We start from the raw sequence: 18,557 nt of genomic DNA on the forward strand, positions 1-18,557 counted from the left end.
AGAGCCCTGCAAATAACAAAAATAGCAGAAAGGCTCCCCCTTGAAAACGAAACTTTTTCTTCATTGTCCAGGCACTACCTTTACATTGCGCTCATTTAATTGTAGGCCGTAATCCTTGGCTTTCGACCAAATGCGCTCATATGAAGACAGTTCACTTACTTGCACGGACAAATCGGTATTTTGTCTCATCGTTTCATTGATAGAATTTTCAATTGTTTGGATTTCCTGCGTCGAAGCTTGAATTGTCGACTGGTTTTGCAATACGAGCAATGCGCATAGAATACACACCGTGAGGAATGCCGTATATAAGATTTTTTCACCTTTTGTTATTCGAGCTTTTTTTCTGGCCGGCTGTCTACTCGGATTTTGAGGAACGGCCGGCTGTTGGATGTGGGTTTGAGGTCTCGCATTCAACGCCATTTAAACACGTCCTTAGGATTTGATTTTTTCCGCAATCCGCAGCTTAGCGGAACGCGAACGATTGTTGTGGGCCAGTTCTTCCTCAGACGGCAGAATCGGCTTACGTGTAATAAGTTTGAATTTCGGCTCTAGGCCTTCAGGAATGACCGGTAAATTCGGAGGCAGTTCCGGCAGTGATGACACTTCTTTGAAAAGCGCTTTCGTCAAGCGGTCTTCCAAAGAGTGAAAAGTGATAACGCTGATCCTGCCGCCTTCAGCGAGCAGCTCCAGTGCGTCTTGCAACGATGTCTCGGCTGCGCCAAGCTCATCATTCACTGCGATACGGATGGCCTGGAATACACGCTTGGCAGGATGTCCGCCTGTGCGTCTTGCCGGAGCTGGTATGCCTTCTTTAATGCATTCCACCAGCTGAGCTGTCGTTTCAATCGGATGCTTTTCTCTTGCAGCTTCGATTTTACGGGCAATTTGCTTTGAAAACTTTTCTTCTCCGTAGCGATAAAAAATACGTACCAAATCCTCAAAACGCCATTCGTTGACGACATGGTAAGCGCTTAATTCCGCACTTTGGTCCATACGCATATCGAGTGGTGCATCGTGATGATAGCTGAATCCTCGTTCCGGTGTATCGAGCTGCGGCGAAGAGACGCCGAGGTCGTACAGTATACCATCCACTTTTTCAACGCCCAGCCGGTTCAGTTCTTCTTTTATATCTTTAAAGTTAGCATGAATAAATGTAATTTTATGTAAATATTCTTTCAGTTTCTCTTTTGCATGCGCGATTGCTGTCACGTCTTGATCAAAGCAGTACAAATGCCCTTGGTCGGACAATTGCTGAACCAAATATTCACTATGGCCTGCTCCGCCGAGCGTGCAATCTACATAGATGCCATCAGGACGAATGTTCAGCCCATCGACAGTTTCATGCAGCAAAACTGTAGTGTGATTGAACAACCCAGTCCCCCCGTTCGTATATTAAAAATCAAAGTCAGTTAAGTTTTCAGCAATTTCGTTAAAGGATTCTTCGGATTCTTCAAAATATGCCTCCCATGCATCTTTCGCCCAAATTTCAAAGCGGTTCGAGACACCTAAAATAACACATTCTTTATCGATTTTCGCATAATTTAAAAGTGGCCCAGGTATATTGACGCGTCCTTGCTTATCAAGTTCCACTTCTTGGGCTCCTGAAAAGAAAAAACGTGTAAATGCACGTGCATCTTTCTTTGTTACAGGCATTTCTTTAAGTTTCTCTTCAATTTTATTCCATTCATTCATTGGATAACCAAATAAGCATTGATCAAGGCCTCTGGTGATGACGAACTGCTCACCAAGCAAGTCACGGTATTTTGCAGGGACAATCAATCTGCCCTTTGCATCAACATTGTGTTGAAATTCGCCCATGAACATGCCTTTCACCCCACTTATTATAATTAATGTACCACATTCCCCCACATGCCACCACTTGTTTTTGAAATATTTCACTATTGTTACAGCATTTCATCTCAAGAAGTTTACTTCACACAAAAAAAGCCTGCATATGCAGGCTTTTCCAATTTAAAGTATGACAATTTTATGTGTTTTATCATAGCTCATCGGCAGCGCAAGCAAGTCTTCCACCAACCCCACACCGTATTGGTTGAAATAAGGAATCGGATTGTATATACGCTCTTGCCATCCGGATTCCGGCAGCAGGGCATTTTCGATTGCCGCAAGTTGATTGAACTGTGTACTGTTTTGAATCGCGATTTCATCCTGTAGCTTGTTTTTTAAAAATGCCAATTGGTCCAAATGGATGCGCAAGTTTTTTTCGACGAGCGGTTTGAGCCCGGCACTGACATTTGCAAATCGCTCCATCAATTCGTCGTATTCTGCCGTCAGCTGCTGTTGGACTTTGTCTATCTTCTTTTCGGTTTCGATATCACGGATCGACTCCATCAATTGATTGCGCAATTGCGGTATTTTCCGTTCTGCTACGACATCTTCAAAACTTAGCTGTTGCTTATCAAGAAGTGCTGCCGTCCGCCGGTCGATCAAGCTGACGCTAAGCCGGGGCATGACGATCGGCATTTCCATGCCCATCAATTCAAATGCTTCTTTTAACGCTGCCCAATAAGCAATTTCACCAGGTCCTCCGACAAAAGCCAAAACCGGGAACACCAAATCTTGCATCAACGGACGGGTGACGACATTATTGCTTAAACGCTCTGGTTCAGTGCGCGCAATCTCCAATAGTTCGGCCTCTGTGTAGCGTAACGCCGTATTTTTCACGATAAAGCTATCGCTGTTCCGCTCCAGTAACAAACGTTCGCCTTCGATGGTCAGGAATAAATGCGCTGCCTCTTCTTTTGCGTCGATTCCTGCCGTATAGCCGGAGTTTTGAAGCGAGCTTTCCACTTTTACGACAGACTCGGCAATTGCTTTGCTGTTCTCGATCATTCGACAAAAGAATTGCGATTCGTATGCGCGCAATTGCTTATTTGCTGCATCGATAAACAATAGGCCTTCTTGTTGGAAAAAGTGGTTGAGCAATGATGCGAAAAATTCCGTAAATGTCTTGGCTTGACGCAGATGGCTGAATACCAGGCCGTGTACCTGCTTCGTATGTGAAGTTTCAGGCAGGCTGCGGAAATACTCCTCGATGAATGCCGAAACTTCCTCATAATCCAAAGGCGCCTGCGAAGCGGCACTTTTTCCGAATTTCGCATGAGGATAGTTGAGCTTTTCTATCCGCCCATTGGTTTCCCTGTAGACATGCGCGATTTCTGCCAAGTCATGATCTTCCCCAGCAATCCAAAAAAGCGGCACTACCGGTGTTTGGAGCTCATCTGTTGCTTGTTTTGCCAATAAAATCGTTGAAATCGCTTTATGTACAGTGTACAAAGGGCCTGTCAGCAATCCTGCCTGCTGGCCGGTCACTACTACAGGCGCGCCCTGTTCAAACTGTTGAAGGTTTTCACGTGCGGTTTCAGACAAACCGAACCCGTTCATATAGGCTTCTATAATACTGCTAACTTGTTTTCTATCAACAGGATGTTCAGCCAATGATTGCAGCCGTTTTTGTGCTTGTTCTAAAGAAGGTGCATAGGAAAAATATCGAAGGATGCTGTCATCCCCGTTTGTATAATCAGCCATCAATTGTGAGGACGGCGCTATGTATTTCTCTTCTAATTTCATGAAGTGGAATCCCCTTTTCGCTTTACATTCAAAGACTACTATAACAAAAGGTGGATTACTTGAGAAAAAATCCGCTTAGCGAAATGTTTGGATCGCTAAATAGACAGAGCCGACCAGCCAGGTGATGGCATACAGCGCAGCAAGTGCCAAGAAGTAAAAGCGCCATAACTTACGGAAAAACTTGATAACTTCAATTTCTTTCGTCGTCTTCCATTCACGGAACAACAGGAAAATAGCGAATAATAGCGCAAACAGCAAAATAATGGGCTGAGTTTGGACGCCGAACAGCAAACTGATTGAGGCAGGAACGGAAAAAAACAGTAAAAAAGCTGTCGCGTCTGCTGCAATGCCCAATGCTTTCCGTTGTTTTGCTTTATAGCTGATAGCATAGACGAACAAGAAAATGAGAAATGGCAAGTAAAGCAGAATATTCCCTATCGTATTCAGCCAGTCCATCAATTAGCCTCCACCGTTTTTAGCAAATGATAAAATGATTTAAATAAGGGCAATTCCAATTTGGAAGTCTGCAAAATATAGAGCATCAATCCATCAACATCCATAAAATCGCCGGCTAAACGGTCGGCCAGCATAGATGATATTTCTTCAGGGCGCGAAGCGCAATAGGCAGCAACGTGTTCGATTGGCTGCAACGTTTCGATTTCCGGAAATGCCAAATACAACTCATTGTATAGATTGCGGAACAATTCATAGGCATTTGGGTCAGTCAGCAAACGCCCTTTTTTAATTTGCATAAGCGCTGTGAGCGGATTGATGAGGCTGTCTCGCAACAAACGCTCGAATAACCGCTCTTCGAGATTCTCCATCCACTCGACCTGCACATGGTTTAAGCTTGGCAACTGGGCAAATTGGGAGGCCTCGCCTTTAATCAAGCCCATCTCGAGCAAGGGCTGCTTGGAAAACCTGATTTCGTGCTTGCTGACTTTGACCACATCTGTGTCAAGTGTTGCCGCAGCAATTTGGCGATGCGCCAACAAACGGGCTTTCTCCAAATAAAGCATGCCTTGCTGGACAAAGATGAGCGGGTTCCCTGGGCGCCTAATTTTAAGTAACTTCAAAATCGGCGGCAGTTGTTCTGAATGAACCGCGATAAAAATGTAAGCATCCGGATTTACCTGTTCAATATCGGAATAAACAGGAATTTCTTGACGGTCATTTCCGCATACAAGACCTCGCTCGCTAATGGCAGTTGCTTGTGCCTCATCGGTCACGACAAGTTGTACGTTGCCATCTTTTTGTAATAGGTGCGCAAGCAGAAGTGCTTGCGCATTCCCGCCAATGACTGCGAATTCCATGGAAATCCCTCCTAAATTAAGCAATCGTATTTAACAGACGCACATAACTGCACGGCGTTTGCTAAAAAAGAAGCCTGCCTTATGAGGCAGACTCCACGTCTAAACTTATTATACAGGAACAATCGGATGTTTTCGATAAGGCAATGGCAAATCTTTTGTGGCATAGATGGAAAGCCGCTTGGACAATTCATCCCGAAGTGCATATGGAGCCACAATTTCATCAACGATCAGTTCCGAAGCCAAGCGGTAAATATCGATTTCTTCTTTATATTCCTGGTGTTTTTTCTGAACATAGGCTAATCGCTCTTTCGGATCTTCAATCGCTTCGATTTTATTCGAATAAACCGCGTTGACTGCTGCTTCCGGCCCCATAACGGCGATTTGCGCTGTTGGCAAGGCGATGCAGACATCAGGCTCGAATGCAGGCCCTGCCATCGCATACAATCCAGCGCCGTAAGCTTTTCGGACCACCACGGAAATTTTCGGCACTGATGCGGTACTCATGGCTGAAATGAACTTGGCGCCGTGGCGGATGATGCCGGCACGCTCCACTTTCGTTCCGATCATGAAGCCAGGGACGTCTGCAAGGAATAGAAGTGGAATCGAGAACGCATCACAGATGTTGATGAACTTCGCCCCTTTGTCCGCAGAATCTCCGAACAATACGCCGCCTTTGACTTTCGGCTGATTGGCGAGGATGCCGACAGCTTGGCCGTCAATGCGTGCAAGACCGGTGATCAATTCCGGAGCAAAAAGCTTTTTGATGTCGAAGAAACTGCCTTCGTCGATCAATTGGTCTATCAACTCATACATATCAAACGGCGCGTTTTGGTTTTCCGGAATAATTTCCTCCAAGCTGCGTCCCGCTTTCTTCACTTTCGCCTCTACTCGTTCCGGCTTGCTTGCAAAATTCGCCGGGAAAAACGCCATATAACGACGCGCTTCTGCAATCGCTTCTTCTTCAGTAGAGACCAACACATCACCCACACCGCTGACGGTGCAGTGCATGCGGGCCCCGCCCATTTCTTCAAGCGTGACTTTTTCGCCGATGACTTTTTCCGCCATGCGCGGAGAGCCTAAATACATCGATGCGTTGCCTTCTACCATGATGACAATATCGCAAAATGCCGGGATATAAGCGCCGCCCGCAGCGGATGGCCCGAATAATAAGCATACTTGCGGGACCATTCCGGACATGCGGACTTGGTTATGGAAAATGCGTCCGGCGCCGCGGCGGTTCGGGAACATGTCCAATTGATCGGTGATCCGAGCTCCCGCAGAGTCGACCAAGTAGAGCATCGGAACTTGCATCTTCTCAGCGGTTTCTTGAATGCGGATAATTTTCTCGACCGTCCGCGAACCCCAAGAACCTGCTTTTACTGTAGAATCGTTGGCCATGACGCAAACCGTCTCGCCGTTCACTTTACCGATAGCCGTTACGACGCCATCAGCCGGTAGATCTCCCGCTTCGACATTGGCGAAACGGCCGTCTTCGATATAATCGCCGTCATCAAATAATAAATTGAGCCGGTCTCGGACAAAAAGTTTATTGCTTTCTTTCAGTTTTTCATGGTATTTCTCTTGGCCGCCTGCGAAAATCTTGGAAAGCTTTTCTTCGAGCCTTGTATTGTATCCTGTCGTTTCAGTCGTTTTCGTCATTTCTTCCACCCCTTTGGATTCAAATGCCTTATTCGCCGAGCGTCACCAATGTGTCCCCTTCGTTGACAAAGCTGCCTACTTCCACATTGACTGCTTCTACTTGCCCGCCGAATTCCGCTTCTACAGGAATCTCCATTTTCATCGACTCCAAAGTCATGACCGTCTGGCCAGCTGATACAGAATCCCCTTGCGCTACTGTAATGTTCAAGACCGTTCCGGCCATCGTTGCTGTTAATTGTTTCATACTGTTTTTTCCTCCTTTTGTTGTTTAAGCCACTGCGCTAAAACCGCCGTGGCGTAATTTCCTTCAATGAATGGAATGGATTCGATGAATTTATCGAATAGTGGCAAATTGGTTTTAACGCCTTCGATAGCAGTTTCGTTGAAAAACTTCCTTGATTTTTCCAGCACCTCTTCACGGGTCGCACCCGTCAAGATGACTTTGGCGATCATCGGATCGTAAAAAGGCGTCACTTTATTACCCTCTTCATAGCCGGTTTCAATGCGCGCCCCGGGTCCCCATTGGAGGCTGGATAATGTGCCTGGCGATGGGAAAAAAGTTTTTGGATCTTCTGCATACACGCGGTATTCAATTGAATGCCCCGTTGTTTGGATGGTCTCTTGGGACGGCAATGCTTCACCGCGCGAAACATTTACTTGCCATTCCACAAGGTCGACACCGGTCACTTCTTCGGTTATCGGATGTTCCACTTGCAAACGCGTATTCATTTCAAGGAAATAAAAGTCGTTATTTTCATCGACAATGAATTCAACCGTCCCTGCATTCGTATATCCGACCGCACGTCCCGCCTTCACAGCTGCTTCGCATAATTGTTGACGCGCGGATTCCGGCAAGTCCGGCGACGGCGATTCTTCGATGACTTTCTGGTTGCGCCGCTGCACAGAACAATTGCGCTCGAACAAATGAACGATATTGCCGTGTTCATCCCCAAAAATCTGCACTTCGATATGGCGTGCATTTGCGATGAATTTTTCCAAGTAGACGATGTCGTCTCCAAAATAGGCTTTCGCTCGGTTTTTCACCGAGTCAAACTGTTGAGTGAGCGCTTGCTCATTTTCACACAGCACCATGCCGATGCCGCCGCCTCCAGCACTAGCCTTCAACATGAGCGGATAGCCGATTTCCTGTGCCGCCTCGATGGCAGCAGCAACGTCTTGCACCCCTTCGGTTGTTCCCGGTACAACCGGGACTCCAGCATCCATCATGGTACGTCTTGAGCCGAGCTTATCACCCATGGTTTCAATGATTTCAGGCGCCGGGCCGATAAAGATCAATCCCGCTTCTTGCACTTTGCGTGCAAAGCCGGCATTTTCACTCAACAAGCCGTAGCCTGGATGAACGGCTTGTGCATTGCGTTTTAATGCTTCTTCAATGATTTTGTCTGCTTGCAAATAAGATTGCGCGACCGGATTTGGACCGATCGCTGCCGCTTCAGTCGCTTCACTTACGTATGGCAGTTCCCCATCCGCCTCAGAATGGATAGCGATTGTTTCGATGCCGAGGCGGTTGCAAGTGCGGATGATGCGCCGTGCAATTTCGCCTCGGTTGGCAATCAGGATTTTCTTCATCTATGAAATACCCCCTATGTTTTCTCCCTCCTCTAGCATATACGAATTTTGTAAGCGATTTCAACTATTCATATAAATATTTTTCCATAATGTTCCGTCTACTCATTCGTCATCAATTTACCTCTACGCTGTTTTTCCTGAAATTAAAAAGCGAACGCGTCAGCGCTCACTTTTTGTTTTTGTTCAAAAATCCATCGACTGCCATGTGGTGGGCCGGTTCTGCCCATAACACTGCACATTGTCGAATTTCCTGGTCGACGCGCTCTTTCAAGTTCGTGGCTTGCCATTTACGGAGGGCCATCGCTTTATAGGCGCGATGAACGGACGGCAACACCCGTTTCATCGATGCGAAAAAATGGTCGACATCACGGTCTTCTTCGATGATGGCACTTGCCCAACCGTTTGCCAGCAATTCCTCTGCCGAATATGCGCGTGCATCACTGAGCATCTTTAATGCCGCGTCATGCGGCAAGGCTTCAAAAAGATAAGTGCCCCCGCCCCAGCCGCTGGTGATGGCAAGTGTGCCTTGGATAAATCCACATTTGGCATGCTTGCGGACGAGCCGGTAGTCGCATGCTGTGGCAATTTCACAGCCGCCGCCGACTGCCGTGCCGTTGACGAGTGCTACAACCGGCACCGGCAATGTCTTGATGGCATAAAGCGCCTGCCCCATCCGGTTGAGCATCGGCCAAGCTTGCTGCTCCGTTTTCAGTTCGTGAAAGACGGACAGATCCCCGCCTGAACAGAAAGCTTGGTCTCCGGATGCTGTAATGACGACAACACGGATGTCTTCATGGTTAGCACGCAACGCCAGTTGTTCTAAGCCTTCCATCACTTCGCTATTGACCGCATTGCGGATATGCGGGCGGTCGATGGTGAAGGTCATGATTTGATCTGTTATATCGATTCGGTACGCCATTAAATCACCTCTGGCTCTATTCTACCTGTTTTTAGGCAAGAGAAAAAGGTTATCGGGAGCCATGGTCTCCAGATAACCTTTTTTGCAGCAAATACTGTTTTATTTGCTTGCTACTACTTCTTTCCCTTTGTATGATCCACATGCTTTGCAGACATGGTGAGCCAATTTACTTTCGCCACAGCTTGGGCAACTTACCATGCCCGGCACTGACAATTTGAAATGTGTACGGCGTTTTCTTTTAGCGGTTTTGGATGTTCTTCTGAACGGTACTGCCATTGGTGACACCTCCTTACAGTGATTCTATTCATCTGTCTGATCGAAATACTTGGCTAAATCAGCCAGTCTTGGATCCGGTTTTGATTGTGCTTGTTCCTTCTCGGCTTGAACTTCTTCGTCCGTCAAATAATCCCAGTCCTTGCCGCCTTTGATGACGGATTGTTCCGAGTTTTCCTTGAATACCTGAATCGGCACTTCAAGTGCGATCAATTCTTCTAAAATCGGCCGAAGATCAATGACTTCGGTCGTTACCGCGTGGACGTATTCATCGTCGCCTTCTTCTTGCCCTTTTTCGGACCAGTTGAAGATTTCCACCGTATCGATACTGATCGGGAATTCAACGTCTTCCCAAGTTCTAGCGCAGGGCAGCGTAAGCGTCCCTTCAAGATGAAGCATGCAAGTCATTTGTTGCGAGCCAATCGTACAGTGTCCTGTGACATGGACAGGGGATATCGCGCGAATATCGCTATTGCGTGACTTCACCTCATCCAATTGAACAAACTCGTCAATTGGCATCCCGTCTTTACGATACTTTTGTAGCTGTTGAATCGCTATTTTCATAAGTAATCACCTCAAGACAACAAAGTTGATTATATAATGTAGAACAAACGATGTCAAGAAAAAATCTTGTCACTCTAATTCGCTCACCGCTATACTAGAACTATCATAACAAAAGGAGGCCATACATTGAAAGCAACAGGAATCGTCGTCGAATATAACCCGTTCCATAATGGCCATTTCCACCATGTCAACCAAGCGAAACAACTATCAGGCGCTGATGTTGTGGTGGCAGTCATGAGCGGCCAATTTCTCCAGCGCGGCGAGCCGGCATTCGCCGATAAATGGACCCGCACGGAAATGGCGCTTCGTGGCGGTGTCGACCTTGTAATCGAATTGCCCTATGTGTTCGCCACCGCGCAAGCTTCCGAATTTGCGCGCGGGGCGATCACGCTGCTAGATGCGCTGCAATGCGAATCATTTTGCTTCGGCAGCGAACAAGGCGAGATCGAACCCTTTGTCAATAGTTTGGAGTTGCTGGAGGCTAACCGGCAAGCTTATGACAGATTGATCCAAGAACGGGTCCAGACCGGCATCAGCTACCCGAAAGCACTGAACGATGCCTATTTGAGCCTGACGCATGGCCTTGAAGGTTTTGTAGATTTAACAATGCCCAATAATATTCTCGGCTATCATTACGTAGAAGCTGCCCACGCCTCCAAGAGCGCGATGAGGCCCTTGACCATCCAACGCATCGTCGCCGGCTTTCACGATCCACTGCAACGCGGTGTAAGCATTGCCAGTGCGACCGGAATCCGCAATGCCTTTTTCGAAGGAGAGAGCATCGAACAGCTATCGGCTTATTTGCCGCAGGCAAGCATCCAGCTGCTGGAACGTTTTCATGCCGAGCAAAATGGCTTTGTCGGTTGGGAACAACTTTATCCACTGCTGCGCTTTACCATTTTGCGCGAAGGGCCAACAGCACTTGCCCGGTTTGCCGATGTGACAGAAGGCATTGAAAACCTTATTTATGATGCCGCAAAGCAAGCTGGCGATTTTGAAAGCTTCATCAGTCGCGTCAAAAGCAAACGCTACACGCGTACGCGCATACAACGCATGCTGACGCACATTTTCACCGGCTATACTAAACAATCATTAACAAACGGACAACCTGAATACATACGTCTGCTCGGCATGAACAAAGCCGGACGCAATTATTTGCATGAACAAAAAAAAGCTATCCCGCTTCCCGTCATCAGCCGCGCTGCGGATCTGAAAGGAGCTATGGGACAGCTGGATATCCAAGCATCAGCACTGTATCTTCAAGCAATCGGCGCTTCATCTTTGAAAAAAGAATATACGACACCGCCTATTTACATCGGGGGCAACTCGGCTAAATAATCCAGTACCGACTCGATGTCTGTCACGGGGACAATCTCCATTTCTGTTCCAATCTCTTCGGCGGTTTCAAGCGCCACTTCATAATTGCTCGGCAGTCCGGACTCCGGTGAATCGTCCGGGGCAAAGAATATATCGATTCCCGCACGATCTGCGGCGATGATTTTTTGATCGATGCCGCCGATGCGCCCGACGGTCCCGTCACTTTCCATCGTTCCGGTGCCTGCGATGTCATAGCCTTGTGTGATGTCTTCATCCAATAATTGATTGAGAATTTCCAGTGTGAACATCAGGCCAGCAGAAGGGCCGCCGATCGCTTCTGAGTCGATGTTGACTTTCGGTGTGGTTTCGATGTCTTTGTCTTCCACAAATGAAATGCCGATCCCTGGCCGCTCCGGCTCTGTCGGCAGCGGTGCCAGTGTAATGGACTGGTTGAGCCGGCGCTCATCGCGTTCGATCAACAATTCCACTTCGTCGCCGACTTGTTTTGTGCTTAAATAGTCGAGAAACTCCTCTATCGAACCGTAGTTCTGCCCGTCGATTTCAAGCAGGCGGTCCCCTGGAGACAACAGCCCTGCTGCCGCACCGTCTTCTAGCACGTTCATGATGAACACGCCGTTGCTGGAGACTTCATAAGGCAGTTGTGCCTGCTCGAATGCCACTTGCAGCGCATTGACTTGGGAATCCGACATCAGTTTTAATTGACGGACGTTATACTCTTCATCGCTTTCATGAGGGCTTCTTACTTGATGGGGATCCAGTATTTTGTAGCCTTCTTGGAATTGGGCCATTATATACAATGCAGGAGTCGCATTAAACATGGTGACCGTCATCAAACTAAGCGTTCCTTCATCGTCATCATCCCTGCCTTCCACTTCCACGAACGGTGACAGTTCATAAGCATCGCCAGGACGGGAAATATACGCATCCAGCCGATAGGAACTAACGAACACTACAACTGCCATCACCAGCACGAAAAACCATAGTTTCTTATTTTTCATCGGCTATCCTCTCCTTTGCTGCCGAAGCACAACAAAAAGCCACGTGACACGTGACTTATTTGAACTTTTCTATTAATGCTTGCTCTACCGCATCCGGCACAAGCCCCGTAATCGTCCCATGGTACTTCGCCACTTCTTTGACGATGCTGGAGCTGAGGAACGAATACTGGTTATTCGAGACCATGAACAAAGTTTCGATGTCTTCATTCAAGAAGCGGTTCATCGATGTAATCTGCATTTCGTATTCAAAATCCGATACGGCACGCAATCCCCGAATGACCGCGTTGGCTTTTACTTCTACGGCATAATCGATTAATAAACCAGCGAATGAATCGACCGTAACATTCGGTATTGTTTTGGTCACTTCAGTAATTAATGCAATTCGTTCGTGCACGTCAAACAACGGATTTTTCGATGAATTGTTCATGACCACTACTTTGACCTCATCGAAAATCGCAGATGCGCGTTTGACGATATCCAAATGACCCATCGTGATGGGATCAAAACTCCCCGGAACTACAGCAATTTTAGTCAATGCGTTCTCCCTCTTCCCCTTGGTAACGGTAAATTGAAATGACGGTATTTCCATATAATTCCTTTTTGAAACGGATGCAATGTTCGGTTTCATCCGGAAGCTCAATATCGCGGTCGTGTTCACAAACGACAATTGCCCCTTCTTCCAGTAAACCGATTTCTGCTGCACGTTCCATCAACCCGTACGCTTTTTCCATATGATACGGCGGGTCTAAGAATAGCAGGCGTGCGCTTACCCCATTTTTCTTCATCGCTTTTAATGCCCGCTCAGCGTCCGCCCGGTATACTTGTGCCTGGTCTTCCATTTTCGTTTTCTGCAAGTTTGCTTGGATCGTGTCGATCGCTTTTTTGTCTTTGTCGGTAAACACCGCATGCTCAATGCCTCGGCTCAGTGCTTCGATACCTAAGCCCCCGCTCCCTGCAAATAAATCAACAGCAGTGCCGCCATCGAAAAAAGGGCCGATCATATTGAAAATGGATTCTTTTACTTTGTCGGTCGTCGGTCTGGTCGTTTTGCCCGGAACCGCTTTCAAAGGCAAGCCTTTTGCTTGCCCAGCTACTACACGCATGCTATCGCCTCTTACTTTGTCATTTTAGTACTGCATTTGCCCATCAGAATGGTAGAATGAATTCTGGAAAGGACGTGTCTTATTATGATACAACGTTTTATCGAACTTGGAGAAGGATACGGCGACATTTATGAACTTCGCCAATTAATGGAGAGCAATAAAGACCGCTTTATGCATGGATTTGTTTTCGCTTCGAAAACAGCAGACGACAAAACGGTCGTATCGATCGCTGCGGCGTTTCAGCCTGCAGCCGAAGGAAACTTCATGCCGATCTATTTATGCCGCGAAGGCATTCCGGATGGCTCTAAGCGGCTGGCATTGTTTGAACAAGCGGTAGAGCAACTCGGGGCCATACCGATCCGTATGGACGTAAAAAACTCTGCACAATATGCAGACCCGAAACTTTATTTCGGGCATCTCACCGCCATTCTCAGGCTCAACCATTATATTCCGCCGATGCAGTAATCACAGGCCGATTTTATAATCGTATTCTTTCGCTTTGTCGGGCTTGGCATTTTCGTACTCGGTCTTCAAAAATGGCCGCTGGGATTCCAGCACTTTTTTCACATAAGGCAATTTCGAGAGTTTTTCTTTTGTGCTCTCGATTTTGTCTTGGTCCATATAAACGACGACATATTTCAATTTGCGGGAAATAAAATGGACATGTCCATACTTCCGCAGCGATTTCGCTTGTTTTAGCTGATGCACATAGACAATCAGACCTTGGCGATCATGCATATCTATCCCTCTTTTCTAAACTCTAGAATACCATAGGATCAAAAAAAGCCGCAACCGAATAAACTGACAGCAAGTCTATCGTTCGGCTATAATGTGAATACTACCAAAAACAGGGGGTTATACATATATGGGGAAGAAAACAAAAATCGGGCTTGCAGCAGCTGCAGTCGGCGCTGCCGCTTGGGCCGGCTCTAAAGCATTGTCCGGACCGCAAACACGTCCGCAAAAAGCTGTCTTCAGCTACGACCACCCAATTGTCCTCGCCCATCGTGGCGGCAGCTCACTTGCACCAGAGCACACAATGGCAGCTTTTGATAAAGCAGCTGAACTGGGCGTGCACGGATTTGAAATTGACATCCGCATGACCAATGATGAAGAAATACTCGTTTTTCACGATGAGTTTGTAGACCGGACATCCGATTCGGCAGGACGCGTCGCAGAAATGACGCTCGAAGAGCTGCGAGCGCTCGATTTCGGTTATCATTTTGTCGACGAGAACGGTGTACATTCTTACCGAGGTAAAGGCGAAACTGTCGTCTTGCTGAGCGAATTGCTGGAGAAGTTTCCACAAATGTACATCAATATCGATATTAAAGATGCACCCGATACGTATGAAGGAAGCTTAATCCCTTCAAAACTTTGGCGCTTGATTGAGTCTGTAAATGCGCAGGACCGCGTCGTCGTTACAAGCTTTTTCGACGAACAAGTTGACCGCTTTAATTTATATGCACAAAATCGTGTAGCTCTTGGTGCTGGCGAAAACGAAGTGCGCAAGGCGTTCACTTCGTTCAACAGCCAATTCGGCCATCTATATGCACCGCGGGCGGACGTTTTCCAGCTGCCCGTCAAGCATTCGATTTTCCGTCTCGATTCGCCGCGCTTCATCGGTTTTTTAGACCGCCTGAATATTCCTGTGCATTACTGGGTCATCGATGAACAGGATGCGATGGAAAAACTGATAGCAAATGGCGCCAAGGGCATCATCACCGATCGCCCGGATATTGCCGTCAAGTTGATTGCGGCCGTTGAAGACAATCAACAATAAAGAACAACTAAAACCAGCGCGGTTTAGCTCGCGCTGGTTTTTTCTGTTTATATGGAAAATAAAAAGAAGCGCAACCAAAGCTGCGCTTCCTTTCTATATTAAGCGGAACAAGAACAGCCGCCGCCTGTACCGCAGCCGCTGCCGCAAGAAGAATCCGAAGAAAAGAACGGATTACTTGATGGGATTTTGACTGCTTCGGATACAGAACGGCCGATAATAAAGCTGACTTGATCTATTAAATCCTGCAACTCATTTTCTGCAAGACGCAGTGCCGCCACTTTGTCATTCAAATCAAGCTGCCGTTTATCTACGCGAATCTGCTTCATCACCCGTTTGTAATCGGGGTGATATTTGCCGAAGCGCTGCACTTCTTCGTAGAGTTCCTTCAGCTTGGCGAATTCATGAATTTCACGCGCCAACACTTTATCGCTATAGACAGAGTCATAAGCTTTGCGATATTTCGCTGATTGTTCTGATTGAAGAATCATTTCACTCAGCTCGTCTGCAGAGTCAGTTACTACAACCCATTCATAGGTCATGATCAATGCGCATTCCTCCTCTACCGTTACATCATAGCAGAATTTTTTATGGAATCATACAGCATTCGCTTCAATCCGGGGGAGCTTGCCAGCTCCAGTTAGTAAAATCTTTCGGCTTACTGGCTTTTGAATGTGTCTAGGTCTTGCTTCAGCAAGATTTGGCTATAATAGCTACCGAACACCCCTACACCCATTTGATTATATTGCCTGCCTAGCAATGTGCTGCGGTGGCTTGGGGAATTAAACCAGCCATGAACTGTTTCAGCAGCGTCGTAATAGCGTGAAGCTGTATTGATTGCCGCTTGTTCAAATTGGATGTCCGCATTTTGCAGCCTCGCTTCAAGATCCTCTATCTCCAGTTCTATAGAAGTAAACTCCATACGTGCCATTTCTTCGCTTGTTTTTTTGGACAATATGCTGACTCCGCGATTTTCGGAAAGCGGTGAACGCTGATGGCGCAGACGGTAGACATTCGTCAAATCGATCAATTGCTTGGCATTTGCTTCATCGATCGAACGCTGCAAGGTAGAAGAAGGCCGCGGTGTCACAAGCAAATCACCCGCATACATCATATCGTAAGGCTGGTGGCGAATCAGCGTTTCCGCATCCATAAAGCGCACCGCCTCCAATTGAAGGTCCTCTGAATCGATGTACAATTGCGCGTGGACTTCGTCAAAACTGACGAGAATGCGCTTATCCATATCCTCCTGGCTCAAGTTGAATGTATACGTATTTGTGCCGTATTTCACGGTCACTTCATTTTGGACGATGGTAAACCGGTATAATTCGTCCAAGGGCTGCCCTATTGAATAAGGCGCGACATCAGTCGATTCTCCTGCAGCGAACACTTGAGCTATATGACCTTCCTTTACACCGACCAGCACATAATTGGAATAGGAAGCATCGTAGACCCACCATTCATATGCATAGGCAGACGGCTCGATGCGGTCCGGCTTGCCGCGATCTGCCAGCCATTCATCGGTTGACCTTCCGATATAGGTCGATAAACCTGAAACAGGCCGATCGACGTCCAATACGTTTTCAGTCAAGTTATCAGAAGGTAAAGGGTCTGCCGGCCTTGGGGCTTCCAGCAATTCGTTTTCGCTGATCGATGGATCTAAATAAAATAGCCCGATCAGGACAATGGCGAGAAATATCATGATGCGCAATAAGTCCTTCAATCGATCAGCTCCCGACACCTGTTTCTTTTATTATAACAGTCGCCTGCATTCTGACACAATCTAGCCATTGCATGTGCTGTAATTATGATCTATTATTAAAGGAGCATTCAGTCTTTTTTTGTTATAGAGGAGGAGATTCCATGTATTTTGAAAATACAGGACTAGAGAACATCGAAGTAGATGTCACATTGCTTGAGCACGCTATGAATCAGCAAGGGTTGACAAAAGAAGGTCAGTGGGATTACGAGCGCGTTACTTATGACCGTAAATTCATCGTGCGTGAAGGCACTTATTATTTGCGCGTTTTCGCTTATGCTATCGATGGTGACATTGACGCTAATGATGCAACTGTCCGCGTCTTGAAGCCGATGATCGGCAAACATTATTACCCACACGGTGTCGAGTATGGCGAAGATGAGCACTTCCCGGACCACCTTTTGAAAACATGCGCTGAAATCTTAGCGGCTGTGAAAAAAGAAGTAGCCGAGTTCGAAATTAAAGCATAAAAATTTCCGCAGTTCAAAGCGAACTGCGGTTTTTTTACAACAATTGCTTTCTTTAAAATAAGTTTGAAAATGTTTAGTGAAGGAGGTTAATTGTGGGCAAGTGGTTTAATAAAAAGTTGGCAACCATCATCCTGGTCGTTGCTGCCTTTATTCTTATCTCGATATACATATTGCCAGTAGCTGTCCCGTTGATCATCGCTTTGCTTACCGCCATCTTTCTCGAACCTTTTGTAAAATTCGTGCAGAGAAGGTTTAAATGGCAACGAAAAAGTGCTGTCATCACTGTTTTCATCCTATTTCTCTTCATCGCGTCAGCAAGCGTTTATTGGATCATCACGCAGTTGGTTGGTCAAATTATCCAATTCTCTAAAATGGTTCCAGAATACACAAATTCCTTATCAATCATGTGGGGAGATGTCGAGGAATTCTTTTTCCGCTCGACAGCTGAAATGCCGGTAGAAGTTGTCAGTTCATTCGAAACCGAAATGATCGCATTTGTCGAAGGTATACGCGACTGGGTTCTGACTTTCGTCAATTACGACACCGTCACGAACCTTTTGACTGGCATCCCATCATTCCTTGTCAGCTTTATCGTTTTCTTGATTGCTTTGTTCTTGTTCATGCTTGACCTGATGGACTTGAAAGGGACATTGTTCAATCGGCTGAAGGAATCGACTGCAGAGAAAGTGCGCTTTATGAGCGCCCGTTTGAACAATGTCGTCTTTGGGTTTTTAAAGGCTCAATTCCTTGTCAGTTTGATTATTTTCGCGGTCAGCTTTATCGCATTATTATTTATAGCGCCTGAATATGCATTAGTAATGTCGTTCGTTATTTGGATCATTGATTTCATCCCAATACTAGGTTCGATCATTGTGTTGACGCCATGGTTTATCTATCAGTTCATCGTCGGAGACATCGTCCAAGGAACGCAGCTCGCCATCTTAGCGCTCGTACTCCTCGTTATACGCAGGACCGTTGAACCGAAAGTCATGGGTACACAAATCGGCTTGTCTCCGCTTGCGACATTGATTGCCATGTTCATCGGCCTACAATTAATCGGATTCCTCGGATTTTTCGTCGGACCGCTGTTAGTCATCCTGTTCACATCCGCACGTGAAGCAGGTATCATCAAAATGGAGTTTAAACTTTAATATCCCCTTTATAGAAAAAGGCACAGAGCCAAATGGCTCTGTGCCTTTT

The 18,557-nt window shown here is 46.7% G+C and carries 23 protein-coding genes; 5 read left to right on the forward strand and 18 right to left on the reverse strand.

The annotated features are described in order from the left end of the window. Window positions 1-60: 60 nt before the first annotated feature. From ftsL to ACFO5U_RS06740, 12 genes are all read right to left on the reverse strand, one after another. Window positions 61-420 (reverse strand): cell division protein FtsL, encoded by a 360-nt coding sequence (ftsL, locus tag ACFO5U_RS06685; RefSeq protein WP_377277773.1) that lies wholly within the window; start codon window positions 418-420, stop codon window positions 61-63. Window positions 421-432: 12 nt separating this feature from the next. Then, window positions 433-1,371 carry a 16S rRNA (cytosine(1402)-N(4))-methyltransferase RsmH gene (gene rsmH / locus ACFO5U_RS06690; RefSeq protein WP_377277775.1) on the reverse strand — a complete coding sequence of 313 codons (939 nt, stop codon included), beginning with the start codon at window positions 1,369-1,371 and terminating at the stop codon, window positions 433-435. A 21-nt stretch (window positions 1,372-1,392) separates the two neighbouring features. Then, window positions 1,393-1,824 (reverse strand): division/cell wall cluster transcriptional repressor MraZ, encoded by a 432-nt coding sequence (gene mraZ / locus ACFO5U_RS06695; protein WP_377277777.1) that lies wholly within the window; start codon window positions 1,822-1,824, stop codon window positions 1,393-1,395. Window positions 1,825-1,971: 147 nt separating this feature from the next. Next, complete coding sequence (gene bshC, locus ACFO5U_RS06700) at window positions 1,972-3,591, reverse strand: bacillithiol biosynthesis cysteine-adding enzyme BshC (protein WP_377277778.1); 1,620 nt, start codon at window positions 3,589-3,591, stop codon at window positions 1,972-1,974. A 75-nt stretch (window positions 3,592-3,666) separates the two neighbouring features. Continuing rightward, window positions 3,667-4,047, reverse strand: coding sequence for a DUF3397 family protein (locus ACFO5U_RS06705; RefSeq protein ID WP_377277780.1), 381 nt, complete (start codon window positions 4,045-4,047; stop codon window positions 3,667-3,669). Continuing rightward, window positions 4,047-4,904, reverse strand: coding sequence for a ketopantoate reductase family protein (locus ACFO5U_RS06710; RefSeq protein ID WP_377277781.1), 858 nt, complete (start codon window positions 4,902-4,904; stop codon window positions 4,047-4,049). The genes ACFO5U_RS06705 and ACFO5U_RS06710 overlap by 1 nt, the downstream gene beginning before the upstream one ends. A gap of 108 nt (window positions 4,905-5,012) precedes the next feature. Continuing rightward, window positions 5,013-6,563 (reverse strand): acyl-CoA carboxylase subunit beta, encoded by a 1,551-nt coding sequence (locus ACFO5U_RS06715; RefSeq protein ID WP_377277783.1) that lies wholly within the window; start codon window positions 6,561-6,563, stop codon window positions 5,013-5,015. Window positions 6,564-6,591: 28 nt separating this feature from the next. Further along, the gene (locus ACFO5U_RS06720) at window positions 6,592-6,807 is read right to left on the reverse strand and encodes a biotin/lipoyl-containing protein (protein WP_377277785.1); all 216 of its coding nucleotides are present in this window, start codon (window positions 6,805-6,807) and stop codon (window positions 6,592-6,594) included. Then, window positions 6,804-8,153, reverse strand: coding sequence for an acetyl-CoA carboxylase biotin carboxylase subunit (locus tag ACFO5U_RS06725; protein WP_377277786.1), 1,350 nt, complete (start codon window positions 8,151-8,153; stop codon window positions 6,804-6,806). The genes ACFO5U_RS06720 and ACFO5U_RS06725 overlap by 4 nt, the downstream gene beginning before the upstream one ends. 166 nt (window positions 8,154-8,319) lie before the next feature. Beyond that, complete coding sequence (locus ACFO5U_RS06730) at window positions 8,320-9,072, reverse strand: enoyl-CoA hydratase/isomerase family protein (RefSeq protein ID WP_377277788.1); 753 nt, start codon at window positions 9,070-9,072, stop codon at window positions 8,320-8,322. 99 nt (window positions 9,073-9,171) lie between these two features. Then, complete coding sequence (gene rpmF / locus ACFO5U_RS06735; RefSeq protein ID WP_377277789.1) at window positions 9,172-9,348, reverse strand: 50S ribosomal protein L32; 177 nt, start codon at window positions 9,346-9,348, stop codon at window positions 9,172-9,174. 24 nt (window positions 9,349-9,372) lie between these two features. Further along, entirely contained in the window at window positions 9,373-9,909 is a 537-nt protein-coding gene (locus tag ACFO5U_RS06740; protein ID WP_377277791.1) for a YceD family protein, read from the reverse strand. A gap of 126 nt (window positions 9,910-10,035) precedes the next feature. Between ACFO5U_RS06740 and ACFO5U_RS06745 the strand changes: the two genes are divergently transcribed. Continuing rightward, entirely contained in the window at window positions 10,036-11,247 is a 1,212-nt protein-coding gene (locus ACFO5U_RS06745; RefSeq protein ID WP_377277793.1) for a nucleotidyltransferase, read from the forward strand. Here ACFO5U_RS06745 and ACFO5U_RS06750 read toward each other — a convergent pair. From ACFO5U_RS06750 to rsmD, 3 genes are read right to left on the reverse strand one after another with little or no spacing between them, the layout of a single operon-like run. Next, a complete protein-coding gene (locus ACFO5U_RS06750; RefSeq protein ID WP_377277795.1) occupies window positions 11,220-12,245 on the reverse strand; it encodes a SepM family pheromone-processing serine protease in 1,026 nt (341 codons plus the stop codon). The genes ACFO5U_RS06745 and ACFO5U_RS06750 overlap by 28 nt on opposite strands. Before the next feature lie 55 nt (window positions 12,246-12,300). After that, on the reverse strand, window positions 12,301-12,780 hold the full coding sequence (gene coaD / locus ACFO5U_RS06755; protein WP_377277797.1) for a pantetheine-phosphate adenylyltransferase: 480 nt from the start codon (window positions 12,778-12,780) through the stop codon (window positions 12,301-12,303). Next, the gene (rsmD, locus tag ACFO5U_RS06760; protein ID WP_377277799.1) at window positions 12,773-13,348 is read right to left on the reverse strand and encodes a 16S rRNA (guanine(966)-N(2))-methyltransferase RsmD; all 576 of its coding nucleotides are present in this window, start codon (window positions 13,346-13,348) and stop codon (window positions 12,773-12,775) included. The genes coaD and rsmD overlap by 8 nt, the downstream gene beginning before the upstream one ends. A gap of 84 nt (window positions 13,349-13,432) precedes the next feature. Here rsmD and ACFO5U_RS06765 point away from each other — a divergent pair, with 84 nt between their 5' ends. After that, entirely contained in the window at window positions 13,433-13,813 is a 381-nt protein-coding gene (locus ACFO5U_RS06765) for a DUF7147 family protein (RefSeq protein WP_377277801.1), read from the forward strand. Here the strand turns inward: ACFO5U_RS06765 and ACFO5U_RS06770 are convergent, their stop codons facing one another. Continuing rightward, window positions 13,814-14,086, reverse strand: coding sequence for a YlbG family protein (locus ACFO5U_RS06770; protein WP_215104733.1), 273 nt, complete (start codon window positions 14,084-14,086; stop codon window positions 13,814-13,816). A gap of 127 nt (window positions 14,087-14,213) precedes the next feature. Here ACFO5U_RS06770 and ACFO5U_RS06775 point away from each other — a divergent pair, with 127 nt between their 5' ends. Further along, on the forward strand, window positions 14,214-15,131 hold the full coding sequence (locus ACFO5U_RS06775) for a glycerophosphodiester phosphodiesterase (protein WP_377277803.1): 918 nt from the start codon (window positions 14,214-14,216) through the stop codon (window positions 15,129-15,131). 98 nt (window positions 15,132-15,229) lie between these two features. Here the strand turns inward: ACFO5U_RS06775 and ACFO5U_RS06780 are convergent, their stop codons facing one another. Continuing rightward, window positions 15,230-15,676 (reverse strand): YlbF/YmcA family competence regulator, encoded by a 447-nt coding sequence (locus ACFO5U_RS06780; RefSeq protein WP_377277804.1) that lies wholly within the window; start codon window positions 15,674-15,676, stop codon window positions 15,230-15,232. 110 nt (window positions 15,677-15,786) lie between these two features. Continuing rightward, window positions 15,787-16,851 (reverse strand): CAP domain-containing protein, encoded by a 1,065-nt coding sequence (locus ACFO5U_RS06785; RefSeq protein WP_377277806.1) that lies wholly within the window; start codon window positions 16,849-16,851, stop codon window positions 15,787-15,789. 140 nt (window positions 16,852-16,991) lie between these two features. Between ACFO5U_RS06785 and ACFO5U_RS06790 the strand changes: the two genes are divergently transcribed. Further along, window positions 16,992-17,357 carry a YugN family protein gene (locus tag ACFO5U_RS06790; RefSeq protein WP_377277808.1) on the forward strand — a complete coding sequence of 122 codons (366 nt, stop codon included), beginning with the start codon at window positions 16,992-16,994 and terminating at the stop codon, window positions 17,355-17,357. Between the two features lie 92 nt (window positions 17,358-17,449). After that, window positions 17,450-18,508, forward strand: a complete 1,059-nt coding sequence (gene ytvI, locus ACFO5U_RS06795) for a sporulation integral membrane protein YtvI (RefSeq protein ID WP_377277809.1) — start codon at window positions 17,450-17,452, stop codon at window positions 18,506-18,508. Window positions 18,509-18,557 lie beyond the last annotated feature (49 nt).

This window comes from Planococcus dechangensis (assembly GCF_042654465.1).
Lineage (GTDB): Bacteria > Bacillota > Bacilli > Bacillales_A > Planococcaceae > Planococcus > Planococcus dechangensis.

What these genes read in the sequence shown, in the direction of transcription:
- ftsL (WP_377277773.1), bottom strand. Translation starts at nt 420, where the DNA reads ATGGCGTTGAATGCGAGACCTCAAACCCACATCCAACAGCCGGCCGTT.
- mraZ (WP_377277777.1), bottom strand. Translation starts at nt 1,824, where the DNA reads ATGTTCATGGGCGAATTTCAACACAATGTTGATGCAAAGGGCAGATTG.
- bshC (WP_377277778.1), bottom strand. Translation starts at nt 3,591, where the DNA reads ATGAAATTAGAAGAGAAATACATAGCGCCGTCCTCACAATTGATGGCT.
- ACFO5U_RS06705 (WP_377277780.1), bottom strand. Translation starts at nt 4,047, where the DNA reads ATGGACTGGCTGAATACGATAGGGAATATTCTGCTTTACTTGCCATTT.
- ACFO5U_RS06710 (WP_377277781.1), bottom strand. Translation starts at nt 4,904, where the DNA reads ATGGAATTCGCAGTCATTGGCGGGAATGCGCAAGCACTTCTGCTTGCG.
- ACFO5U_RS06715 (WP_377277783.1), bottom strand. Translation starts at nt 6,563, where the DNA reads ATGACGAAAACGACTGAAACGACAGGATACAATACAAGGCTCGAAGAA.
- ACFO5U_RS06720 (WP_377277785.1), bottom strand. Translation starts at nt 6,807, where the DNA reads ATGAAACAATTAACAGCAACGATGGCCGGAACGGTCTTGAACATTACA.
- ACFO5U_RS06725 (WP_377277786.1), bottom strand. Translation starts at nt 8,153, where the DNA reads ATGAAGAAAATCCTGATTGCCAACCGAGGCGAAATTGCACGGCGCATC.
- ACFO5U_RS06730 (WP_377277788.1), bottom strand. Translation starts at nt 9,072, where the DNA reads ATGGCGTACCGAATCGATATAACAGATCAAATCATGACCTTCACCATC.
- rpmF (WP_377277789.1), bottom strand. Translation starts at nt 9,348, where the DNA reads ATGGCAGTACCGTTCAGAAGAACATCCAAAACCGCTAAAAGAAAACGC.
- ACFO5U_RS06740 (WP_377277791.1), bottom strand. Translation starts at nt 9,909, where the DNA reads ATGAAAATAGCGATTCAACAGCTACAAAAGTATCGTAAAGACGGGATG.
- ACFO5U_RS06750 (WP_377277795.1), bottom strand. Translation starts at nt 12,245, where the DNA reads ATGAAAAATAAGAAACTATGGTTTTTCGTGCTGGTGATGGCAGTTGTA.
- rsmD (WP_377277799.1), bottom strand. Translation starts at nt 13,348, where the DNA reads ATGCGTGTAGTAGCTGGGCAAGCAAAAGGCTTGCCTTTGAAAGCGGTT.
- ACFO5U_RS06765 (WP_377277801.1), top strand. Translation starts at nt 13,433, where the DNA reads ATGATACAACGTTTTATCGAACTTGGAGAAGGATACGGCGACATTTAT.
- ACFO5U_RS06770 (WP_215104733.1), bottom strand. Translation starts at nt 14,086, where the DNA reads ATGCATGATCGCCAAGGTCTGATTGTCTATGTGCATCAGCTAAAACAA.
- ACFO5U_RS06775 (WP_377277803.1), top strand. Translation starts at nt 14,214, where the DNA reads ATGGGGAAGAAAACAAAAATCGGGCTTGCAGCAGCTGCAGTCGGCGCT.
- ACFO5U_RS06790 (WP_377277808.1), top strand. Translation starts at nt 16,992, where the DNA reads ATGTATTTTGAAAATACAGGACTAGAGAACATCGAAGTAGATGTCACA.